Source organism: Nostoc sp. (assembly GCF_036917355.1).
GTDB lineage: Bacteria > Cyanobacteriota > Cyanobacteriia > Cyanobacteriales > Nostocaceae > Nostoc.
This window is the reverse complement of sequence record NZ_JBALDP010000025.1, coordinates 24,489-48,357: the sequence shown is the minus strand read 5'-3', so window position 1 is coordinate 48,357 and position 23,869 is coordinate 24,489. Positions and strand designations below refer to the sequence as shown.

Sequence of the window (23,869 nt, the reverse complement as noted above, 5' to 3'; positions counted from 1 at the left end):
AGCACAACGCGCACTCTCCAACCAACTCGATAGAGTTTTTTCTTTCTTTGTATGAAACCACCCTGCTCCCCGCAAGCGGGGAGGGGAGACAAAGCATAGCTTTGGCGGGGTGGGGTTCTTCGGGTTTAATAAGTAATCAAGCGGACATGATATTACTCTTATGAGCGATCGCTTTGGGACAATTAAGCAATAAAATGCTCTCCAAGAAGAGAAAATTAGGAAACAGTTATGCCACTTGATAGGTGTATGGAGTTGTATCTGTATATTACATGGTGAAATATGGTAGCTGCTGTGAGGCAAAGCCAAATGACACTTATACAATTGTGGCGATTTATCACAATAATGCTGGCTTCCTTTAGTCTAGGCTTGTCTATGGCTCATTTGCTAGAACTACCGCGAAGAATGCAATTTGACCAACAACTCTGGGTAAAAGTAACCGTTTTTGAAAATGTTTATCGGTATTTTGGCTCAGTTGGTGCCGCATTTGAAATTGGCTCAGTTCTAGCAGCAATTGTGTTGGCGTTCCTCGTCCGCAAACGCGGCTCAACATTTTATTGGACGTTAGGAGGAGCAATTTTTCTAGTCCTGGCTATTGTTAGTTGGATAATATTTGTAGCCCCCATGAACGCGGAATTTGCAACGTGGCTGACTAATCCCGTCCCGTCAAACTGGACGCGATATCGTAACCAATGGGAGTATACACATGCAGTAAATGCCTTGCTCAAAATAATTGGCTTCAGTTCACTAGTAATTTCTGTGCTGGTTGAAACAGCAAAACGAAAGGTTGCTCATTCTAATCACTTGTAGGTGACTGTAGCGATCGCAAATCCAATTGCTAAAAATAGAAAGTAAAAGCCTAGTCATTAGGTAAATCAGCGATGTTTATTTTAAAGGTACTGATCGCAATTGTTTGGAATATTGCTATCTTTGGTGGTTTACTATTCTTGCCAGCAGGAACGTTCGACTGGTGGCGTGCTTGGTTATTCCTCGGCGTTGTCGAAATTGCGACGATCGCAACGATGATTGGTGTTTTCCGAGATAATCAGGACTTGCTCGATGAACGGTTCAAGCCTCCTATCCAAAAGGAACAACCACTTCCCGACAAGATCATCACCAGTTTGTTGCTGATCGCGTTCCTCGGTTTGGTTGTCTTCATTCCTTTAGATGTGTTTCGATTTCAGCTGCTGGTGAAGCCAGGAGCGATCGCTTCGGCTGTGGGATTGATCTGTTTTATTGCAGGTTGGTGGATTATCTCTGCTTCCTTCAAAGCTAATACATTCGCGATCCCTGTGGTGAAGCATCAGGTAGATAGGCAACAAACGGTCATCGATACGGGGGTCTATAGCATTGTACGGCATCCGATGTATGCAGGAGTAACTCTGGACATGATTGGGATGTCTCTGTGGCTGGAGTCTTACGCTGCGGCATTGCTAGCGATCGTTCCCATTAGTCTACTAGTTGTGCGGATTGCCTTTGAAGAACAATTTTTGAAGCAAGAACTCAAGGACTACGACGCTTACACCGAAAAAGTTCGATACAAGCTGTTACCGTACCTCTGGTAACTCAGAATTTCAGGTGCATCGTGAGTGTAAAGTCACTGTACAAGAGGGAGCAAATTGTTGAAAGTCAGCGTCAGGAGTAGATAATTCAACTAAAGTTTTAGGTGTAAATAGATGCACAATGGTTTTAGGAGTAAACTGCCACTACTGCTGACATTCTGCTTATTTACTAGCTTTTTGCCTGCCTCTGGTTCAGTTTTATGTCCAGCCGTTGCCTCTGACGAATACTATAAAGTAGCTAGAAATTATGGCAGAGATGGACGCACAGGAACCGATGGGCGATCGGGTAGAGATGGTAGCAGCGGTGAAAACCAAAATATTTTTGTCAATGGTTCACCTGTAAATCTTGACTTGTCGGGTAAAGATGGTGAAGACGGGGAAGACGGGGAAGATGGTTATCAACCTGACTGTGGTTTCCAACGCAATCGCGTCAGCCATGATATAAACGCACCAGACGGTGGTAGTGGCGGTAATGGTGGCAAAGGAGGAGATGGGGGAAATGGTGGTTCCCTCACAGTCTATTACAACAATTTGGCAGACTTAAGGAATATTTCTGTTCGGGCAACTGGTGGGGAAGGTGGGCGCGGCGGTAGAGGTGGCAACGGTACGGAGGGTTGTAACTGTCACAGACGGAGATGGGAAGTAAAAACCTGCGAGGGAACTCCTGGTAGCCCTGATTATAAGTGTATTGAAAAGGTTTATCGATGTAGCGATGGTAGCGATGGGCGAGATGGCAGCGATGGTAGCGATGGTAGCCAAGGGCGCTTAGGAACTTTGAGTATTGTCAATAGCAAGGAACCTTTGGCAGCTGATACTCCAACTGTGCAGCTAGCAATTTCGGAACTAATAAACAAACAGTTCAAACTCTCGAAGAATAAGTGGAATCAACGCATAGGGGCAGCTTCTCTACTTGCGCCTGGTTCTGCGATCGCCGATGATTATCGAGAGTTTGAACAGCGTCTAGAAGAGGCTTTTCAAATAGTTTGGCAAGAAAGACAACCCATTACCAGCTTTGGCAATCAAGCCGTAACACTAAATTTAACTGATAACAAACAAGTAGAAATTACTTTTTCTGAGGAATTATGGGTTGACGGTAACAGCAAAAGTGAGGCTAACTTAACAACATTTACCGTTAACCATGCCATTCCCAAAAAAGATGTCACTCGGTTAGCTGTGGCAGAGTTTGCCGATGCCGGACAAAATCTCAACTTAAAAATAGTTGATTTGGCAGCCAAGTCTGATGCTATTAATACTCAGTTTCGCGTGAAATTCCGCGCCCAAGATAGCTCGCACGGTTTTTCTGCCTTCAAAACTGAATTTGAAGGGGATATTCCCACAGAACTTGTGACTCGTGACTACAACCGTTTTATTCTAGCTTTGGGCAAGCTCAAAATTCCTGACGAAGCTTTACGCCCTGGTGTCAACGTTGATATTGAAGTCGTAGCAACTCGTTCTTTAGGAACACGTTCTGCCAAGCAAACTATTAGCTGGCAGGGTGCAATCCGCAAGGCGGAATTAAAAATTAAAAATTAAAAATTAAAAATGAATACAGCATAAGCATTTCATTGATTTGGAATGGGTGGTTTATTTCTGCCGTGTTGTACTAGATAAAGAAGAATTCAGAATCAAGACGCTGCGCGATCTCCTTTTGGGAGAAGAGAAGGCTTTACGCTGCGCTACCCGCCAGTCGTACACAATTCATTCTGACTCCTGACTCCTGAATTCTGTTCGATAAAGTTTAAGAAGATTTTTTCCCATCTGAAACCATTTGTGAGAGAAGATAGGCTGCAAAATCTAGTAACTGATCCAGCAAAAAGCCAATAATACCGATGTATAAGATTTCCTGGATTATATAATCAGTATTGCCAGCTTTATAAGCATCCCACAGGGTAAATCCAAGTCCTCTTGGGCCTGTTAACATTTCTGTGGCAATAACGATAAACCAGGCTACCCAAATGCTAACTTTCAAAGCATGAAATATGTGAAAAATAGCTACTCGAAAGTTATTATTCTGTCTCTTAAAATGCTGCATCCCTATTGCGGTATTAATAATCATCGTCCAGAGAGTTCCCAGAAAAACTACTACAATAGCAGCCGAGTCGCTCTCTTGAAACGCAATTAGAGCAATAGGTAGCAAAGCGATAGGAGGGATACTATGTGGTACCTGAAATATCAGCCGAAATAGCTGATAAATCATGCTATTTATCCCGATGAAATATCCGATAAAACTACCCAATACAGCGGCTGGAATATAACCAACAAATAACCGTTGCAGGCTAGCTAAAATGTCTAAAAACATATTATTTTCTCTGCCTCAGTTCTCATGGAAAACATTCGGTAAATACTGCGGCAACAACACAAAACAGGGCTGAGAAAAATGTATTGGATTACACATTCTATTTTGTTACTAAAAGATTTTTTATATCTTCTCCTCGTTAATTTTTAATTAAACAACTTAGGTATTATTACGATGTGATAGTAGTAGTACAAAGAAGAGGTAAAGCTTGACTTTACTAAACTTTATCAGAAAAGCAAATTTTAATTAGTAAATTAAATACAATTTCTAGAATTTATCAAAGAAGGCAATTATGACTAGAGCTTATGTGCGTAGTTTACCGCCGTAGGCATCGCTCCTTAATTATCTAAGCTGATAGAACGAACCGAAAAAAGCCTTGAACGTCATGTAAAAACCAATTGGATGGGTATTCAAACCCCAACCAATTGTAGACGCTTGTAAATAATGACACAGTTCGCTAGTTATCTTTAATAAAAGACGCGATCGCCTTTTTTATCGGAGAACCGGAATCGTCTCTGGTGTAATACGTAAGACCCTGATCGATGAATGCAGAGGTAGTATCTATTAACTGCTGAAGAATCTCGGAATTAGTATTATCTATTTCTTCAGTGACTTTTTCCCCTGTAAATTTATTTTTCCGCTCTTCTGGAGGTAAAACAATGCGAGGATCTTTATAAGTCTCTTTTGGCTTAGGTTTAAATGTCTCATTTAAGTCAAATTGAAGACGTAAGTAACGTTTAGACTCATATCCACCCATAATTTGTCGGCAAATCGTACTATCAATCTCAGATGTAGGTTCCATGAAGATGTTAGTAAGATTTTTGATCCAGTCTAAGCCTCTCCATTTGCTTATTTGCTTATATTGATATGGTTGACCAGTTTGACCTGTGCCAATAGAAAGGATAGAAATATCTTCCAATCGCAGATTATGTAGTTTATATTGTTGCTTGATTTCTGGAGATACTGAAGACTGGCTAATCCTCAGCGCTAAACTCAAAGCTGCAAGAGCAGGGTTATTAGCAGAAACTCCTCCATCAATGTGTGGGAATTCCCAGTCACCAAATTTTTGTTTATCTACAGGTTCTAATTTATATGGTGGAAAAAAAGTAGGTGCTGAGGCAGAAGCGGTACATATTTCCCATAAATAACAGTCATCGTACCATCTGTCTCCTAAATCGGGATGACAATTTGTAAAAAAGGTTGTGTTGCGATATAGCGTATCGTAAGCAAGAATCAAAAGAATGGGTTTTTCGATATCCTTGATTTTTGTGGATTTATAGGCATCTTTGAGGACACTAGTAATTCCATCATGAGAATATTTAGATGGAGAAAATACCTCAATAATTGATTTGATGATGGACGGAAAGTTTTTGTAGCGCTCTTTTATCTCCAGAGGAAATATATCTTTACCTCTATTTTTATACATTTTAATGAGTTCATCACTCTCCTTTCCGATAGCAATCCCTCCTGCTAATATCGAACCAGTAGAAGTACCAGCAACCATGTCAAAATATTCGTGTAAAAACTCTCCTTTCCCCTGATTTCTAATTTCTTGTTCTACTTGTTGAAGTATTCGTGCTGCAACAATTCCACGAATACCGCCACCGTCTAAAGCCAAAATTTTGAAGGACATAGCAATTCTTTTTGATTATTTTTTTGTGGACAAGCATCATGAGATGAATCACAATACGATTCCATTAGCTTGTTTACTCTTATCCGACTTATCCGACTTATCCGACTGGAAGAATACCTAAGTTTTTTTTAACGAAGTGCCTTCTCTACGAGACACTACCTATAGCTTGCTTCTCTGTAAAACGGGTATGCGTAGCATTGGTGTCAACTTAACGTGAAAGGCCAGCCTCAAACCAGCTTTTAAATATTGTCTCGTTCCCAGACTCCGCCTCGCGCAATACTGTTTGGTTAAGGCAAGAGACGCGATGAATCGCCGTCTCTACAATCATCAGTTTTTTGTTTTGACGACAATTTATCGCGTTTTTGTAATGATTTATCACATTTTTTGCGATCTAAATAGGTAATCCGATCGCAAAAATGTAGTAGTTATTGAAGATTTAACTTGAAACACTTGGAAATACAGCAAATTTCTACGTTGTAAGGTACAGAAATACCCCACCCGCGCAACCTGGCGTGAAGCTTGAGGGAAATATACCTCATATAGTTGCTGTAAAGTTAAATAAATCTTTGCTACAAGAAAGTTAAAGCTTGACCCCGCACTTGCGTATTTACCTGGCCTTTGTCATAAACTATTTCACCGCCGACAATGGTGGTTTTAGCCCAACCGGTGAGGTTCCAGCCTTCAAAAGGACTCCAATGACATTTGGTTAAAAGTTCCTCGCGCTGGACTGGGCGGTATGTGTTTAAATCTACAAGCACCAAATCAGCATCATAACCAGGGGCGATCGCTCCCTTATTCGGAATACCATAAGCCACAGCTACAGCTTTAGACATCCAGTTCACAACTTGAGCAACAGTACACTTGCCCTCCATTGCCGCAGTTAACATCAAAGCGAGGGAAGTTTCCACCCCAGGCATTCCTGAAGGGCTATTGGGGTATTCTTGAGCTTTTTCTTCTAAGGTGTGCGGTGCGTGATCTGTAGCGATGAAATCAATCACGCCATCGCGCAAAGCTTGCCAGAGAACTTCGTTATCGTGGGGCGATCGCAAAGGTGGATTCATCTGTGCTAATGTGCCAATTGTTCCATAAGCACTAGTATTTAATAACAAATGCTGTGGTGTTACTTCTGCTGTCACCCAACTCGGTTTCTCCTGACGCAGCAAATCTGCTTCTTCGGCAGTTGACATGTGGAGAATATGCAACCGACGTTGATATTTTTGAGAAAGTTTTAATGCTAATTGGGTTGCTAGCAACGCCGCTTGATTATCTTGAATTTGCGAGTGAACTGCTGGATCGTGAATGTTGGCAAATTCTTGGCGGCGTTGATTGATTCTAGCTTGGTCTTCGGCATGAACGGCAATTAAGCGATCGCCTTTAGCAAAGATCGCCTCCAATGCTGTTTCGCCATCAACCAACAACTGACCATGCATCGAACCCATGAAAATCTTAATTCCCGGTGTTGGCTTTGCTAAAAGCAAATCTGGTAAATTCTCTGCTGTTGCCCCAATAAAAAAGCCATAATTAACTAAGGATTTGTGTGAGGCCCGTTCTAGCTTGTCGTCTAAAGCCTGTTGTGTCGTAGTTAGGGGGCGCGTATTGGGCATTTCTAAAAAAGAAGTGACTCCCCCTTTAGCACAGGCACAACTGGCAGTGAATAAATCTTCCTTGTGTTCTAGCCCAGGTTCCCGGAAATGCACCTGCGGATCGATAACTCCTGGCAACAAAGTTAAGCCTTCTGCGTCAATTTCAGTGACTAGTGCTGTTTGGGAGATTTCTGGCGCAACTTCGACTATTTGGCGATCGCGCGTCAACACATCCCCAACCATCAGTTCACCATCGGGTAAGATTATGCGAGCGCGGCGAATCAACAACATTTTTGGAGATGACATAGGGATAACCAAGTTTAAACAGCGAGCTATGTATTACAGAGAACCATGCTTTTAGGTTAAACTTATTCGCGATCGGAGTAACCAATTTTTGCTGCGCCTTAAAAAAAAGTTTATTTTTAACAACAGAGGCAGCAGGAGTTTAAGTCCCCCACAAAATCTCCGATTTGGTGGACTGCTATTAGATAAGGTTGAACGCGAGAGCGTCTCATATAGAAGCCTTATCTAAATTCAAACCTCCTGCCTTCTACCTGGTTGTTGAGCGACTTGCCCTGAGCGTAGTCGTCGTTGGCGCAGCCTCTCGTAGAGAAGAGAGTCGAAACACTGCCTCCTGCCTCCTTCTCAATCTACAATCTAAAATTGGTAGTCAAGATGCAAACATAACTAGGAAATTAAAATTTTCCCGTTAAGATTAACAGATAAAGTCTCACTAGGTGAGTTAATTACCTACATCTTTCATTAAGTTAAGTAATTTCATGCATAATCAAGTGTCTGATAACAACTCTAGTCAACAACCCGATAATTCTTGGATCGCAGAGCTAGGTAGAACAATTGTATTGAGCATTGTTCTAGCTCTGGGAATTCGTACCTTTGTTGCTGAAGCACGCTGGATTCCTTCTGGCTCAATGGAACCGACTCTGCATGGTACGCCAAACCAGTGGGAGGCAGACAAAATTATTGTCGATAAGTTGAAGTATAAATTTGCTGACCCGGAACGGGGAGACATAGTAGTATTTTCACCTACGAAAGAACTACAAAAAGAACAATATCAAGATGCTTTTATTAAACGTATAATTGGCTTACCTGGAGAGAAAATACAACTTAAGGATGGCAAAGTCTATATCAACGACAAACCTCTACCAGAATCTAATTACCTTAGTTCTGGGCAGACTACAGTTATTGATGTTTGCCAATCAGGGCCACAGCCACCTTTTTTGGCAAAACCCCAGACTATACCAGCCGATTCATATTTAGTACTGGGTGATAATCGTAACAGTAGTTATGACAGCCGTTGCTGGGGTGTTGTCCCCCGCCAGAATATCATTGGACGTGCTGTAGTTCGCTTCTGGCCTTTAAATCATGTTGGCGGAATCGGTAAATCGCCAGTATATCCATAAATTAACAAACAATATTGCTCAAATAGCTCATTAACAAAAGAATTTTAGATTTTAGATTGGGGACTACTAAATCACCAATCTAAAATCCAAAATCCGTCTTGAAAAGTTCAGTTCGCTCTTTGCGAGATACTGCGACTTTTCGCCAAATCTCAAATCCAATATTCCTATGAGGCCTTACCTAGCTAAGATTTTACTGTATCCAGTGAAATCCTTGGATGGTGTTGAAGTTGAGAACGCTAGAGTTCTTGCCAGTGGCGCACTACAGTATGACCGCGAGTTTGCCCTTTTTGACGAACAAGGTAGATTTGTCAATGGCAAGCGTCATGCTAAAATCCATTTAATAAGGGCACAATTTGCACTCTTAAATAGAACTATCTCGTTGCAAATTCCAGATAGCAACTTACAACAAATTTTTCACCTGGATGAGGAACGGCAAGCATTAGAAGCAGCTTTGAGTGATTATTTTGAGTTTGCTGTCACATTGGGACAAAACTCTTTGATGGGTTTTCCTGACGATACACACTCACTTGGCCCAACGGTAATTAGTACGGCCACATTGGCAGAGGTAGCTTCTTGGTTTCCTGGTTTAAATGTAAATGAAATGCGCCGTCGGATGCGTGCCAACATCGAGATTGGTGGTGTACCAGCATTTTGGGAAGATCGGCTATTTAGCGAACAAGGTGATTTAGTCTCTTTTCGAGTGGGAGATGTAGACTTTTTTGGGGTTAACCCATGTCAGCGTTGTATAGTCCCAACACGCAATTCTTATTTAGGGGAAGCTTACCCAAACTTTCAAAAAATCTTTACAACCCAGCGACAAGCAACTTTGCCAAATTGGGTTGCTTCATCGCCTTTTAATCACTTTTATCGATTGAGTATCAATACTCAACTACCCCCATCATCAGCCGGAAAAATTTTACAAATCGGCGATGAGGTTGACATAAATGTACAACAAACTTAACATTTAGTCACAATAAAACATACAAAGTAAATTTTTTATATTTTTTTTTGTTTGTGCTGTGTATTTGCATAACAATTCTAAAATTGCTGTAATTAAATATAAGTTCTTGTACAAGTCCAGGGGTTTCCAGACCAGACAATCAACACATCAGCAATTAAAAATTAAATTTAGGATTAGGTGCTAATGGCAACCTGAATTTTAGAATGGCATACTGGAGCTTATTGGTTAAATTTCAGTTCATCTGAGAAAATTTGTGGAAATATTACCAGATAAAACTGAGCAAATTCACGTGCGATGGCGTACCCATATAGACGATTTCTATAGTGGACTACTCCTGTGCAAAGTTTGAAAATTAGGCGTTGGAGGAAGTCAGCCAGCCAAAGAATTATAAGTATTTTGTACTATTTTATACTAAAAATATAAAATTTTCATAAAGAGCGATGTCTGCCGTAATTCTACTTATATAGAATGTAGCTAGCACGGCAAAATGCACCTAGTAGATGCTGGGGAAGAATAAAACTACAATGTTATCCAAACTTCAGCCCGTCAAATCATTTAATCGCTTAGTTGGCAAAGTTTATGCCAAGATGCCCCTGAGATATGTTCTGATTGTGCCCTTTATCTTGCAAATTTGTGGTGCAGTAGGGCTTGTGGGCTATCTTTCGTATCAAAACGGCCAAAAAGCGGTAAGGGAGCTTGCTACTCAATTAGAAAATGAAATCTGCGATCGCATTGAACAGCATCTCGATAGTTATTTAACAACTCCGAAGCAAATTAATCAAATCAACTTAGATGCGATTGAGCTAGGTTTGCTCAACCTTTCGGACTTTCAAACCACCGGTAATTACTTTTGGAAACAAATGCAGGTTTTCAATGTTGGCTATAACAGCTTTGCCAATCCCAAAGGTGAATTTATTGGTGTTGAGCGTCTAGATAATGGCCAGCTCTTAATTAATGAAGTTAGTGCCAAGCATGGTGTAGGCAAACTCTATGTTTATCCTACAGACAAGCAAGGAAATCGCCGCCATTTACAGCAAATCAAAGATTACGATCCTCGCGTAGAAGCTTGGTATACAGATCCAGTCAAGATAGGCAAACGAGTTTGGAGTCAAATTTATCAATGGGAAGATAAACCAGAAATTTTATCCATATCTTCCAGCTATCCTGTTTACGATAAAAATCGCAAATTCGTTGGGGTGATTAGTGTTGATTTGCTTTTGTCACAAATCGGCAAGTTTTTAGCTAAGTTAAAGGTCAAAGAGTCGGGTAAAACTTTTATTTTAGAGCGTTCTGGGTATATAGTGGCTTCTTCTACTAGCGAGCCACCATATACGATCGTTAATGGTAAAGGAAAACGTTTATCAGCATTAAATAGTCAAAATCCTTTAATTAAACTCACAACACAGTCTTTGATCGAACGCTTTGGCAATCTTAAGTTTGTTGTGGGGAAGCAACAGCTAAGTTTTACCGCCGATGGAATGCGTTATTTTGTACAGGTAAAAAGCTGGAAAGACGAACTGGGTTTAGATTGGCTAATTGTGGCGGTGATTCCTGAAGGCGAATTTATGGAGCAAATTAATGCCAACACCCGCATCACGATTTTGCTGTGTATAGTTGCTTTTTTAGTGGCTACAAGAATTGGGATTTTGACTGCTCGTTGGGTAATTAAGCCGATTTTACAATTAAACAGATCGGCGAAGAAAATTGCTCAAGGTGAATGGGAGGAAACACCAGATATTCAGCGTTCCGATGAATTGGGGGAACTAGCCAAATCATTTGAAACTATGGCAAAGCAACTCCAAGCATCCTTTAGTGCTTTAGAAGCAAAGAATGCCCAGATGCAAGTTTTAAATGAGGCGCTATCTCATAATCAGAGTCAGCTAACTCAATTTTTAGAAGCCATACCTGTCGGTGTATTTATCATCGATGCTGAAGGTGAACCTTATTATACAAATCAGATTGGGCAGCAAATTCTCGGTCAAGGAGCGATCGCAGAAGTTAAAGTCGAGGAATTGTCAGAGATATATCAAGCTTACCTTGCGGGCACAGATCAACTTTACCCCAGCGATCGCCTACCAGTTTTGAGAGCATTGCTTGGGGAAAGCATCAGGGTTGATGATATGGAAATTCGCTGTTGTGGCAAGATTACTCGCATTGAGGTTTTAGGAAAGCCAATTTATAATGAATCGGGGAATGTGGCTTTTGCGATCGCCACATTTTTTGATATCACCCAACGCAAACAAACAGAAAAGTTATTAGCAGAATACAATCGCACCTTAGAGGCTCAAGTAAAAAAACGTACTGAAGAATTCCAGCAAGTTATCGAGCAACTGCAAACCACCCAAGAAGAACTGATTGAATCGCAAAAAATCGCTGCACAGGAACAACAAGCAGCTATTCGTGAAGCGGCGCGAAGTGCTGCCGCCAACCTCGCCAAAAGCGAATTCCTTGCTAACATGAGCCACGAACTACGTACCCCACTCAATGCCATTCTTGGTTTTACCCAAGTCATGAGTCGAGATTATTCGTTATCTAGCGAACATCAAGAAAACTTGGCAATAATTAATCGTGCTGGCGAACATCTACTCAAATTAATTAACGACATTCTCGAAATGTCTAAAATCGAAGCTGGCAAAATCACCTTAAATTGCAGCAGCTTTGACTTAATTCATTTGTTGAAGAACTTAGAAGAGATGCTGCACTTGCGTGCTGCATCTAAAAATTTAGAATTAGTGTTTGAATATCCGCCAGATATTCCTAAATACATAGAAACGGACGAAAATAAATTGTGTCAAGTATTGCTCAACCTCTTGGGGAATGCTATTAAATTTACCGATAAAGGGAGTGTGACGCTACGGGTGAGACTGGGAGTAGGGGAGCAGGAGAGCAGGGGAGCAGGGGAGCAGGGGAGCAGAGGAGCAGAGGAGCAGGGGGAGCAAAATCTTTCTTATCCGTCTCTTCTTTTCTTTGAGGTACAAGATACTGGCTGTGGTATTGCCCCACAAGAACTTGAATTGCTGTTTGAGGCTTTTGAACAAACCGAAATCGGCAGAAAATTCCAACAAGGGACGGGATTGGGTTTAGCGATTAGCCGTAAATACGTGCAACTGATGGGAGGTGATATTAGTGTCAGCACTACGCCTGGTATCGGTAGTACATTTGCCTTTGATGTTCAGATTGCTCTAACTTGCCCCAGAGAAATCCCAATAAACCAAATTAAATCACAAATTAGAGCTTTAGCACCTAGTGAAAAAGTATACCGCATCCTAGTTGTTGACGATTCCAAAGAAAGCCGTATATTGCTAGTTAAAATTCTCACATCTCTCGGCTTTGAAGTTAATGAAGCTACAGATGGTAGTGAAGCGATCGCTAATTGGGAATCTTGGCAACCACACTTGATTTTTATGGATATGCGAATGCCAGTTATGGACGGTTACGAAGCCACAAGAATTATTAAAGCTAGAGAAATCGGACATGGGACAGCCAATACGTCGCGGAGGTTCCCAAAATTGAAACAACTGGTGTCATCGGGGAGCCAGTACCTTGCAGAGGAGTTAACCGATTCAGGCGAGGGTGAGGTTCTCAAAGTTGTATGCAAAGAGTCTTCCGCAGCAGAAACAACTGGTGTTATAGAAAATGATGCTTCTCAGTCCACTTTGCGATCGCGGCCAACAGCCTTGGCTCCCCCTTACGACTTCTCTAAAAGAATGCCGGATCGCTCCAATACAAATACAATCATTATTGCCCTAACTGCTAGCGCCTTTGAGGAAGAACGCCAGAAAATTTTGTCCATTGGCTGTGATGATTTTATTCGCAAGCCATTCAAACAGGAAGTATTATTGGAAAAACTGAGCAAACATCTGGGTTTAAAATATACCAATCAAGTAGAAACCACAAACACAGTAGTTGTCGATCGAGCTACACAGATTTTTGTAAGTGTTGCCGAACTCCTGGGTCATTTATCACAAATGTCACCTGAGTGGCTCCAACAGATTCACTATGCCGCAGCCAGCTGTAGCGATGAACTGATTTTAGAGTTACTCAAAGAAATTCCATCAGATAATGCTCAAGTTTTCCAAGTTCTCAGGGATTTAGCAAATAACTACCAGTTTGAGAAAATCATGGAATTGACTACAACAAACTTAGAATGAATTACGAGCATTTAGACCCTAATAAAAAAGATATTTTGATCGTTGATGATATGGCGGATAACCTCCGGGTTTTATCCTCTATATTGACAAGGGAAGGGTATAACGTTCGTAAAGCTTTAAACTGGCAAATGGCACTGACAGCAACTCAAACATTATTACCTGATTTGATTCTACTTGATATCATGATGCCAGAAGTAGATGGGTATGAAATTTGCCAGACCTTTAAAGCTTGGGATCTAACAGCCGATATCCCAGTAATTTTTATTAGCGCTTTAGATGATGTTTTTGACAAAGTTAAAGCCTTTAAAGTCGGCGGTGTAGACTATATCACCAAACCTTTTGAGTTTCAAGAAGTTTTAGTGCGAGTGCAAAATCAACTGGCATTGAGATCGGCGCGATTAGAAATATTGAAACTAAATGTTGAACTAGAACATCGGGTAAAACAGCGGACTGGAGAACTAGAAAAAACTCTCCAAAAACTCCAACAAGAAATACATTCCCGCCAGCAATTGCAAAGTCAACTGCTAGATATAGCACTGCATGATTCCTTGACTGGATTATCAAACCGAGTTTTATTTATTAGGCGACTAGAAAATGCTCTAAATCGCGCGAAACAAGAATCTAGTTATCAGTTTGCAGTACTTTTTTTAGACTGCGATCGCTTCAAAGTTGTCAATGATTCTCTTGGTCATCCGGTAGGAGATGAATTGCTGATAGCCATTGCTCACCGCTTACAAGCATGTATCATACCTGTTGATACTTTAGCACGATTGGGCGGGGACGAATTTGGAATTCTCTTAGAAAATATCACAGATATCAATATAGCAATCCAAGTTGCAGAAAGGATTTTGCAACAATTATCACTTGCTTTTCAACTGTCAAGATATGAAGTATTTATGAATGCCAGTATTGGCATTAGTTGGGGCAATAAAGATTACGATCGTCCAGAGTATTTGCTGCGAGATGCTGATACGGCAATGTATCGGGCTAAGGCTCAAGGAAGGGCTAACTATCACGTTTTTAATCCAGCGATGCATCAGGAAGCTATTCAGCTTTTAGAGTTAGAAAATGACCTGCGGAGGGCTGTGGAAAGGCGAGAATTCCTCGTTTACTATCAGCCAATTATTTCTCTGGTTACAGGTAGAATTTCTGGATTTGAAGCCTTGGTGCGCTGGCAACATCCGATTCGTGGTTTGATTTCTCCTATAGAATTTATTCCTGTGGCCGAAGAAACAGGTTTAATTAATGCCATCAATACTTGGGTATTACAATCAGCTTGTCATCAATTAAGCATCTGGCAACATTATCCAGTGACGCCAGAACCTCTAACTATGAGTGTCAATTTGAGTGCCAGATTATTTTTACAGCCGAATTTGGTAGAACAAATTGACCGAATAATTTATGAAAATAAAATAAATCCAGCATATTTAGAATTAGAAATTACCGAAAGTGTAATTATGGAAAATACCGATGCGATAAAAATAATTCTTGAACGACTAAAGCAGCGAAAAATCAAGTTAATTATGGATGACTTTGGTACAGGATATTCCTCTTTAAGTTACTTGCACAGCTTTCCTTTGAATGCACTCAAAATTGATAAATCTTTCGTCAAACGGATGCAGGATAACAAAGAGAATATGGGGTTAGTACCAGCAATGATTGGGATTGCCAACTCAATGGGGATGAGTGCGATCGCTGAAGGTGTCGAAACACAAGAACAGTTAGCCCAATTGAGAAGTTTAAACTGTAATTTTGCTCAAGGATATTTATTTTCTAAACCCATAGAACAACGACTGGCTCTTGAGTTGCTCACCTCAGCACCTCAATGGTAGCTATCAAGTAGCACCTGGAAAAAATTTAATTGTCGATCCTTGGCTTATTATCTGTGAGTGCTAGCTACTATAATCCTTACAGCAGTTTATCAGCTTGCCAAAGGTGATAACTGGCCAATAGCTTCGATAATTTGCAAAACTCTCCAGCCACGTGAGAGTTAAACTATAAATATAAATATTTCGGTGAAATCGGTCAACAAATTTTAAGGTGATTTCAAAAAAGGATTTACTATCCTCAATAATTATACGCATAACTTTTGATCAATAATGCATTTTAATCAAACTAACCATCAGAAAAGAAATATTTTGGTGGTCGATGATACCCCAGATAATTTGCGGCTTTTATCGGCGATGTTGACTGCACAAGGTTTTGAAGTTCGCAAAGCCTTAAACGGTAAAATGGCACTGACTGCATGTCAAATGGTTTTGCCCGATGTGATTTTGCTGGATATCAATATGCCAGGTATGGATGGCTACCAAGTTTGTCAACAACTAAAAGCTGACGATAAAACTAGTGAAGTCCCAGTAATTTTTATTAGCGCCCTGGATGATGTTGTCGATAAGGTAAAGGCATTTGATGTTGGTGGTGTAGATTATATTGCAAAACCTTTTCATGGTGCAGAAGTGGTGTTGCGAATTGAAAATCAGATTAATTTACGCTTGCTCCAAGTTAAACTGCAAGAAAAAAACTTTTTGCTCCAAGAGGCTCTTGACAACTTGAAAGCCTCTCAAGTTCAACAAATTCAGAACGAAAAGATGGTAGCACTGGGACAGTTAGTAGCTGGGCTAGCTCATGAGATTAATAACCCGATCAGTTTTATTTATGGAAATCTCCAATATGCTGGTCAATATGTGGAAGACCTAGTAAATATAATTGAGGTCTATCAGCAAGAATATCCCAAACCCACGCCAAAAATTCAGCAAATAGCCAAAGATTTAGACCTGAATTTTATAATTAAGGATCTACAAAATTTGATAGGTGCAATGTATAGAGGTTCCGATCGCATTCGGGAAATTGTACTGGCGCTACAACATTTTTCTCGACATGATGAAGCAGAGATGAAACGGGTAAATATCCATGAAGACATCGAAAATACTTTAGTGATGTTACAACATCGGCTCAGGGAAGCAGCCGATCGCCCAGCAATTGTTGTAGTGAAAGATTATGGTAACTTGCCCCTAGTCACTTGTTATGCGAGTGAACTAAATCAAGTATTTATGCATTTGTTGAATAATGCTATTGATGCAATAGAAGAGGGAGTGGGGAGTAAAAAGTGGGGAGTGGGGAATGGGGAACTCTCTGGGGATCTGGAGGAATGGGGAGTCACGAATCAATCTTCTACTCCTTACTCGCTAAAACCTACTCCCCAAATTCGGATTCATACAGAGGTGACAGACTTTAATCTAGTCAAAATTGCGATCGCTGATAATGGTCTTGGTATTGAAGAGTCGTTACGATCGCGTTTATTTGACCCATTTTTTACTACAAAACCTGTGGGCAAAGGTAGTGGACTAGGATTATCTATTAGTTATCAGATTATCGTCCAAAAACACCGAGGAAATATTAGCTGTAACTCATCTGTGGGCAAGGGAGCAGAGTTTGCGATCGAAATTCCTATAGAGCAGCCTGATATCTCATCGCAATTTTCAAAATCTTAAAAGAAGTTCTTTCCCGATAAATCTAATTAATCAACAATTCTGGTGCTACCAATCCTTTTTGGATGGCTAAGACTGCGGCTTGAGTGCGATCGCGTACTTCTAGTTTCTGTAAAATAGCATGGACATGAACCCGCACTGTACCAGGGGCAATGTAGAGAATTTCAGCAATTTCTTGATTGCTTTTGCCAGCTGCTACCAGTGCCAAAATTTCTTGCTCCCGCTTCGTTAAAGGATTTTCTAAAGATTCCTCAGTTTTTGTAGACTGCACCGCCATCGAATTACCCTCAAAAGCGGCTCTAATTTCAGTTGTTGCCGTTTGATCCCACCAAGAAGCGCCCGCAGCAACCGATCGCACTGCTAATATCAAAGACTCAGCCGGAATACCTTTAAGACAGTAACCTTGCGCCCCGGCGGCAATTAACCGCGAAATCAGTGGTTTTTCAGAACGAGAGGTTAAAACGAGAATTGGTAAATTTGGGTGCTTCTGCTTGATTTGGCGACAAGCCTCAATCCCGCCAATTCCCGGTAAACCTATATCCAGCAACACCAAATCCAGAGGATAGTGATTGGCTAATTCTACAGCTTGTTCCCCATCTTCCGCTTCTGCGACAATCTCCAAACTGGTTTCTTGTTGCAACCGCATCCGCAAACCAAGCCTAAATAATTCATCATCTTCAACTAGTAAGATTTTTGTCATTTGTTATTGGTCATTTGTCATTGGTCATTAATTCTTCTGCCTCTGCTCCCCTGCTCCCCTGCTCCCCCACTCCTCACCTCCCCGGTGGCGGACAAGCTGGGAGTCGGAAAGCAAACAATGCGCCGCGTGGTGAGCGATTCTCTGCCCAAATTGTACCCCCATGAGCAGTGATAATTTGCCTGGTCAAATAAAGTCCTAGCCCAGAACCGGAGACGTGGCGATCGCTATTTCCTTGATAAAATCTTTCAAATAAGTGAGGTAACTCTTTTTCGGTAATCCCGGAACCAGTATCGAGTATTTTTACTACTTGATCGCTAGAATAACCTTCAAATACTACTTCCACTTTACCGCCACGAGGGGTATGGTTAATGCCATTACTGAGGAGATTGCTGAAAACTCGCCCAAGTTGCAAAGAATCACCATTTACCCAGAGAAAGCTGCGAAAATCTGATTCGCCATAGTGCAGAGAAATATAAACCTGACGTGTTTTCGCTAGTTCTGTTAGGGTAGCAACGATCTCTTCCGCTACTGCCACCAAGTTAACTGGTGATATCTGTAGTTTCAGCCCTTCGGCATCATTACGGTACACATCTAAAAGTGTTTGAACTAATTGCAATGTACTCTGATGACTACGAGCCATTGTTTGTAAGACCTTTGCCTGCATGGGCGTAATTTCACCGAATTGCTCATTTTGAAAATATTTCAGCGTTTCAATTGCTCCTAATAAAGGTGTTTTCAAATCATGCGTTAGGGTAGAAACAAAATCTTCACGCATGATAGCCAGTTGTTCTTGGGAGCGTAATTGTGCTTGAGTATAAGCGATCGCTTCTTCATTGCGGTGGTTGCGATCGCTTAACCAACCTGTTACCATCAACGCCAACACTGCAATCAATCTATTTGCCAACGTTGGGGAATTAATCATTTCTCCTCCGGGAACAAACAAATTCAATAATGTTAATCCTGTTGCTGCAAGAGTGATCCCCAAAACTGCTCCCCGATTTAATCGAGAATCTGCTAACAAAATCGTCCCTGTGTAGAGGTAGCCAAATACGTACTCAGGGGGTGTCAAATATTCCAGTATTATCACGATCGTAAAGGCGATCGCTATTAGTCCATAGGTCTTTCCACGCTCATTTATTGCTTCTTTCATAGTCAATAATCGACTAAACATCGTCATTTATGATTTACTAAAAAATCATGATTATCCAATCTGTATAACTATTTAATTTACCAATTACGATCTATCTGCAATCTATATCTGCAAATGCCAACTTAAGAATTAACCCGAAAATTACGATTCTCCAAATGCAGCAAAGAAGGACTGGAGAGTGAAAACTAGGTAGTTACCCACAAAAAGCTGGGTCTTTACCACGATCTTCCCAATCTCTAATCCCATTAAGAAAATAATTTATGATATTTATATTCTTTGAAAGTAGCAAACTTGGAAAATGTATTGTATAAACAAATAGTCCTAAGTAGTGAGATAGATAAATTAAGAGTCAAAATTAAATATTCTTAACAAAAACTTTAATAAGTATCTGGAAAATAGTCATAACTGAAAATATTCAGGAGTTGTGTTAGCCGTAGCAGGACATTGATTCAGTACTGAGTAAGAAGTAGTAATTGTAAATATTTTTACTCTCAGCCGAGGCACCTACATACTCAAAACTGATTTGATGCTGAGTGCGATTATGGCTTTTTGTACTCAGTACTGTTTAGGGAAATCCCTTGAAATCAAATATTTCCACAGTTAATCTATTATTTCTCAGAATTGGCATAATACCACTTAAATTTAATTTAGCGCGAAATATATGGGACAAGGTTTTTTGCAAATTGGCTTAACGCTATGTATTGTCATAGCAATCACTCCATTATTCGGAAGATACATAGCGTCTGTCTTTTTGGGAGAAAGAACACTGCTTGATTTTTTAATGAACCCCATAGAGCGGAGTATGTTCGTATTTGCGGGTGTTCGGAGAAAAGATGATATGACGGGTGGGGAGTATATCCGGGCTGTACTCTGTTGTAACTTAATTATGGCTATTTCAGTGTATTTTCTGATATTTTTTCAGAGACTCTTACCCTGGAATCCAAACGGCTTCGGCGCGCCCAACTGGGATGTATTGCTGCATACAACGATTTCATTTGTCACCAATACTGACCAACAACACTATGTAGGTGAGACAACTTTAAGCTATTTTAGCCAGGTAGCGGCTTTAGGCTTTTTGATGTTCACCTCCGCAGCCACAGGTTTAGCTGTGGGAATTGCCTTTATTCGCGGGTTAACGGGTAGAAGACTGGGAAACTTTTACGTCGATCTAGTCCGTGGAATTACGCGAATATTGCTGCCGATTTCGATTATTGGCGCGATCGCCTTACTTGTAGCAGGTGTACCACAAACCTTAGCTGGGACTATGGATGTGCAAACCTTAGAAGGCGGGACCCAATATCTCGCCAGAGGCCCGGTAGCATCTTTTGAAACGATCAAACTTTTGGGCGAGAACGGCGGCGGCTTTTTTGGCGTCAACTCTGCACATCCCTTTGAAAATCCCAATGGCGCTTCTAACTTGATAGAAATGCTCGCCATGATTTCTATCCCAGCAGCCTTGATTTACACCTACGGAATCTTTGCCAATAACATCAAACAAGCTTGGCTACTTTTTTGGATGGTATTTGTGATTTTTGTCATTCTGGTGGGAGTGACAGCTGTGGGAGAACTGCAAGGTAATCCCCTGGTTAATACTGCCTTTGGATTAGAACAGCCCAATTTAGAAGGGAAAGAAGTTCGATTTGGTTGGGCACAAACAGCATTTTGGGCAGTGATGACTACCGCTACTATGTCTGGTGCTGTGAATGGGATGCACGATTCTTTGATGCCGCAAGGAATATTTTCGACTCTCTTCAACTTGTTTATCCAAGTTATATGGGGTGGTCAAGGAACTGGAACAGCTTACTTATTTATTTACTTAATTCTCACAGTCTTCCTAACTGGACTCATGGCAGGACGTACCCCAGAGTTTTTAGGACGCAAAATTGAAAAGCGGGAAATCGTCCTTGCCAGTGTAGTGCTGTTGATTCACCCAATACTAGTTTTGATCCCCAGTGCGATCGCTTTGGCTTATCCCATTTCCCTATCTGGAATTAGCAACGCTGGCTATCACGGTATTTCTCAAGTAGTTTATGAATATGCCTCAGCAGCAGCAAATAATGGTTCGGGCTTAGAGGGCTTGGGGGATAACACCCTGTGGTGGAACTTGAGTACTTTAGTTAGCCTAATCGGAGGACGCTACATTCCGATAATTGCCATCCTGCTGCTAGCTGACGGGATGTCTCGCAAACAACCAGTACAAGAAACCCCTGCAACCCTGAGAACCGATTCTCTGGTATTTACTGGGATCGTGGCTGGAGTAACGCTGGTTTTGGGAGTATTAACTTTCTTTCCCGTTCTGGCTTTAGGCCCCATAGCTGAGGGTTTAAAACTAGCATCTGGCAGTTAGAAAAGTTATGAGTTATAAGTTTGAAATTAAGAAAATATCAAAAAGTAATTCAGGAGGCAGGAGGAAGGAGTAACCCAGACTTAAAAGTGTGAGATTCAAGCAAGTCAAGCAAGAAAGGTTTATATAGCTGTAGTCAGATATGTTAGGACAGTGTTGATTGCTCCAAGCCCTGCTAACATCACTCAGCTATATCTTGCACTACGCGTCTCGTACCAGTATCTTATTTTTAACTGGGTAATTACTCAGAACTAAAGTTTTCATTCATACTTATTTCCTCCTGGCTCCTGCCGTTATTTTATAAATTATCCGGTTTCGTAGGATGCGTTACTAACGCATCCTACAGGTTGGATATTTTTTTATTAGAAGTTCCTATAACTCCTAACTTCTCACTGCTAACTTTATTTATGAATCCAGTGGCAACTAACTTCAAAGCTAGACGCCCAAGTTCTCGTTCTGGCGATCGCCGCCAAAAACGTAAAAAGACTAGGGCAAATAATAAGTGGCTGTACTTAAGAGCAATTAGAGATGCTTTTGTCAAGCTCAACCCTAAGTATGCAATCAAAAATCCAGTAATCTTTGTGGTTTGGGTAGGGACAATTATCATCCTATTGCTAACGATCGATCCCAACCTATTTGGCCCAGCCCTTCAAAAAAAACCACAAGTTTTCAACGCCTTGTTGTCGGGGATTTTATTCTTTACAGTTTGGTTTGCAAATTTTGCCGAAGCAGTGGCAGAAGGACGGGGTAAAGCCCAAGCCGATGCCTTGCGGTTAACAAAGTTAGAGGCGATCGCTAAAAAACTTGCTGCCGATGGCACACTTAGCGAAGTTTCATCCACCAGCCTCAAACAGGGCGATACCATCTACGTTGTTGCTGGCGATATCATCCCCGCCGATGGTGAAGTAATCATGGGTGTGGCATCAGTGGATGAATCGGCAATTACTGGGGAATCTGCACCAGTATTAAAAGAATCAGGCTCCGATGTTGCCAGTTCCGTCACTGGTGGGACGCGGATTATCTCAGATGAACTAATTATCCGTATCACTACTGACCCAGGCAAAGGTTTTATTGACCGAATGATTACCTTGGTAGAAGGGGCAGAACGCAGCAAAACACCCAATGAAATTGCCCTCACAGTACTGTTAGCAGTTCTCAGCTTAGTGTTTTTGCTAGTCGTAGTCACCTTGCCTGCACTTGCTTACTATGTCAACAGTCCAGTCAGTGTCCCAATTTTAATTGCCCTATTAGTAGCGTTAATTCCTACCACCATTGGTGGCTTACTAAGTACCATCGGTATTGCTGGTATGGATCGAGTTGCCCAATTTAACGTTATTGCCACATCAGGACGAGCAGTCGAAGCCTGTGGTGATGTCAATACTTTACTTCTCGACAAAACAGGTACAATTACTCTCGGCAACCGTCTGGCGGAAGAGTTTATTCCCCTCAACGGTCATTCAATGTCGGAAATTGCGAATGTTGCTTGGGCAGCTAGTGTTTTCGACAATACACCAGAAGGAAAATCCATTGTCCGACTAGCAGAAAAGTTGGGCGCACGGTTTGATTTTGACTTCACTCAGGCAGAAGGAGTCAGTTTTTCCGCCAAAACCCGGATGAGTGGCACGAACTTACCTGGTGGGTATGAAGCTAGAAAGGGTGCGGTAGAAGCTATTAAAGGATTCGTCCGTTCTCGCAACGGACGCGATACGCCAGAATTAGATGCTGCCTACGAACGAGTTTCCCGCTTGGGAGGTACACCCCTAGCAGTTAGCCTAGATAACGAAATCTATGGGATTATTTATCTCAAGGATATAGTTAAACCTGGTATCCGCGATCGCTTTGAGCAACTGCGAAGGATGGGAGTGCGTACCATCATGTTAACTGGAGACAACCGAATTACCGCTTCTGTGATTGCCAAAGAAGCTGGGGTTGATGACTTTATTGCCGAAGCCACACCAGAAGACAAAATCAGTATCATTAAACAGGAACAAGCAGCAGGTAAACTGGTCGCCATGACGGGAGATGGAACTAACGATGCTCCAGCATTAGCCCAAGCTAACGTCGGCGTGGCGATGAATACAGGAACGCAAGCTGCAAAAGAAGCCGCTAACATGATCGATTTGGACTCCGATCCCACAAAGCTGCTCGATATCATTGGTATTGGTAAACAATTGTTGATTACTCGCGGGGCATTGACGACATTTTCCATCGCTAATGATATTGCTAAATACTTTGCAATTATCCCAGTGATATTTGTCGCTGCTAACCTGCAAAGCTTGAATATTATGAATTTGACTAGCCCTAAATCTGCTGTACTCTCAGCATTGATTTATAATGCTTTGATTATTCCCGCTTTGATTCCCTTGGCATTAAAGGGTGTGAGGTTTAGACCACTGACAGCTAATCAGTTACTCCAACGCAATATCTTAATTTATGGCTTAGGTGGGGTGATTGCGCCGTTTATTGCAATTAAATTGATCGATGTACTAATTACACTTGTGGGCTTGGCTTAAGGATAGCAAAAGTAGAGACGTTGGGAAACAAGCATATCTTGACCAAAGTAAAATAATAAACATTTTTACT

15 protein-coding genes are annotated in these 23,869 nt (G+C 41.3%); 10 read left to right on the top strand and 5 right to left on the bottom strand.

Annotated features, from left to right (window positions below; translation table 11 throughout):
• Positions 1-306 precede the first annotated feature (306 nt).
• From V7K53_RS06930 to V7K53_RS06920, 3 genes are all read left to right on the top strand, one after another.
• Positions 307-807: a hypothetical protein gene (locus tag V7K53_RS06930; protein WP_335196874.1), complete on the top strand. Its 501-nt coding sequence runs from the start codon at positions 307-309 to the stop codon at positions 805-807.
• Positions 808-878: 71 nt separating this feature from the next.
• The gene (locus V7K53_RS06925; RefSeq protein WP_335196873.1) at positions 879-1,562 is read left to right on the top strand and encodes a methyltransferase family protein; all 684 of its coding nucleotides are present in this window, start codon (positions 879-881) and stop codon (positions 1,560-1,562) included.
• A gap of 111 nt (positions 1,563-1,673) precedes the next feature.
• Entirely contained in the window at positions 1,674-3,092 is a 1,419-nt protein-coding gene (locus tag V7K53_RS06920) for a collagen-like protein (protein WP_335196872.1), read from the top strand.
• Between the two features lie 205 nt (positions 3,093-3,297).
• Here V7K53_RS06920 and V7K53_RS06915 read toward each other — a convergent pair whose 3' ends face one another.
• The 3 genes from V7K53_RS06915 to V7K53_RS06905 form a co-directional block, all read right to left on the bottom strand.
• Positions 3,298-3,858 carry a nitrate transporter gene (locus V7K53_RS06915; protein WP_335196871.1) on the bottom strand — a complete coding sequence of 187 codons (561 nt, stop codon included), beginning with the start codon at positions 3,856-3,858 and terminating at the stop codon, positions 3,298-3,300.
• A gap of 454 nt (positions 3,859-4,312) precedes the next feature.
• The gene (locus V7K53_RS06910) at positions 4,313-5,488 is read right to left on the bottom strand and encodes a patatin-like phospholipase family protein (protein ID WP_335196870.1); all 1,176 of its coding nucleotides are present in this window, start codon (positions 5,486-5,488) and stop codon (positions 4,313-4,315) included.
• Positions 5,489-6,057: 569 nt separating this feature from the next.
• The gene (locus V7K53_RS06905) at positions 6,058-7,377 is read right to left on the bottom strand and encodes a dihydroorotase (protein WP_335196869.1); all 1,320 of its coding nucleotides are present in this window, start codon (positions 7,375-7,377) and stop codon (positions 6,058-6,060) included.
• A gap of 473 nt (positions 7,378-7,850) precedes the next feature.
• Here V7K53_RS06905 and lepB point away from each other — a divergent pair, with 473 nt between their 5' ends.
• From lepB to V7K53_RS06880, 5 genes are all read left to right on the top strand, one after another.
• Complete coding sequence (lepB, locus tag V7K53_RS06900) at positions 7,851-8,492, top strand: signal peptidase I (RefSeq protein ID WP_335196868.1); 642 nt, start codon at positions 7,851-7,853, stop codon at positions 8,490-8,492.
• 166 nt (positions 8,493-8,658) lie between these two features.
• Positions 8,659-9,453 (top strand): MOSC domain-containing protein, encoded by a 795-nt coding sequence (locus V7K53_RS06895; protein ID WP_335196867.1) that lies wholly within the window; start codon positions 8,659-8,661, stop codon positions 9,451-9,453.
• Between the two features lie 524 nt (positions 9,454-9,977).
• Positions 9,978-13,604, top strand: a complete 3,627-nt coding sequence (locus V7K53_RS06890) for a response regulator (protein WP_335196866.1) — start codon at positions 9,978-9,980, stop codon at positions 13,602-13,604.
• The gene (locus V7K53_RS06885; RefSeq protein WP_335196865.1) at positions 13,601-15,436 is read left to right on the top strand and encodes a GGDEF/EAL domain-containing response regulator; all 1,836 of its coding nucleotides are present in this window, start codon (positions 13,601-13,603) and stop codon (positions 15,434-15,436) included. The genes V7K53_RS06890 and V7K53_RS06885 overlap by 4 nt, the downstream gene beginning before the upstream one ends.
• 267 nt (positions 15,437-15,703) lie before the next feature.
• The gene (locus V7K53_RS06880) at positions 15,704-17,095 is read left to right on the top strand and encodes a hybrid sensor histidine kinase/response regulator (RefSeq protein ID WP_335196864.1); all 1,392 of its coding nucleotides are present in this window, start codon (positions 15,704-15,706) and stop codon (positions 17,093-17,095) included.
• A gap of 22 nt (positions 17,096-17,117) precedes the next feature.
• On the opposite strand, the gene V7K53_RS06875 is transcribed toward V7K53_RS06880, so the two are convergent.
• Both V7K53_RS06875 and V7K53_RS06870 read right to left on the bottom strand, forming a co-directional pair.
• Positions 17,118-17,792, bottom strand: coding sequence for a response regulator transcription factor (locus tag V7K53_RS06875; protein ID WP_322731182.1), 675 nt, complete (start codon positions 17,790-17,792; stop codon positions 17,118-17,120).
• Positions 17,793-17,865: 73 nt separating this feature from the next.
• Complete coding sequence (locus V7K53_RS06870) at positions 17,866-18,969, bottom strand: sensor histidine kinase (RefSeq protein WP_442940474.1); 1,104 nt, start codon at positions 18,967-18,969, stop codon at positions 17,866-17,868.
• A 634-nt stretch (positions 18,970-19,603) separates the two neighbouring features.
• On the opposite strand from V7K53_RS06870, the gene kdpA reads away from it, so the two are divergent.
• Both kdpA and kdpB read left to right on the top strand, forming a co-directional pair.
• A complete protein-coding gene (gene kdpA, locus V7K53_RS06865) occupies positions 19,604-21,289 on the top strand; it encodes a potassium-transporting ATPase subunit KdpA (RefSeq protein ID WP_335196862.1) in 1,686 nt (561 codons plus the stop codon).
• 404 nt (positions 21,290-21,693) lie between these two features.
• Positions 21,694-23,799, top strand: coding sequence for a potassium-transporting ATPase subunit KdpB (gene kdpB, locus V7K53_RS06860; protein WP_335196861.1), 2,106 nt, complete (start codon positions 21,694-21,696; stop codon positions 23,797-23,799).
• Positions 23,800-23,869: the final 70 nt, after the last annotated feature.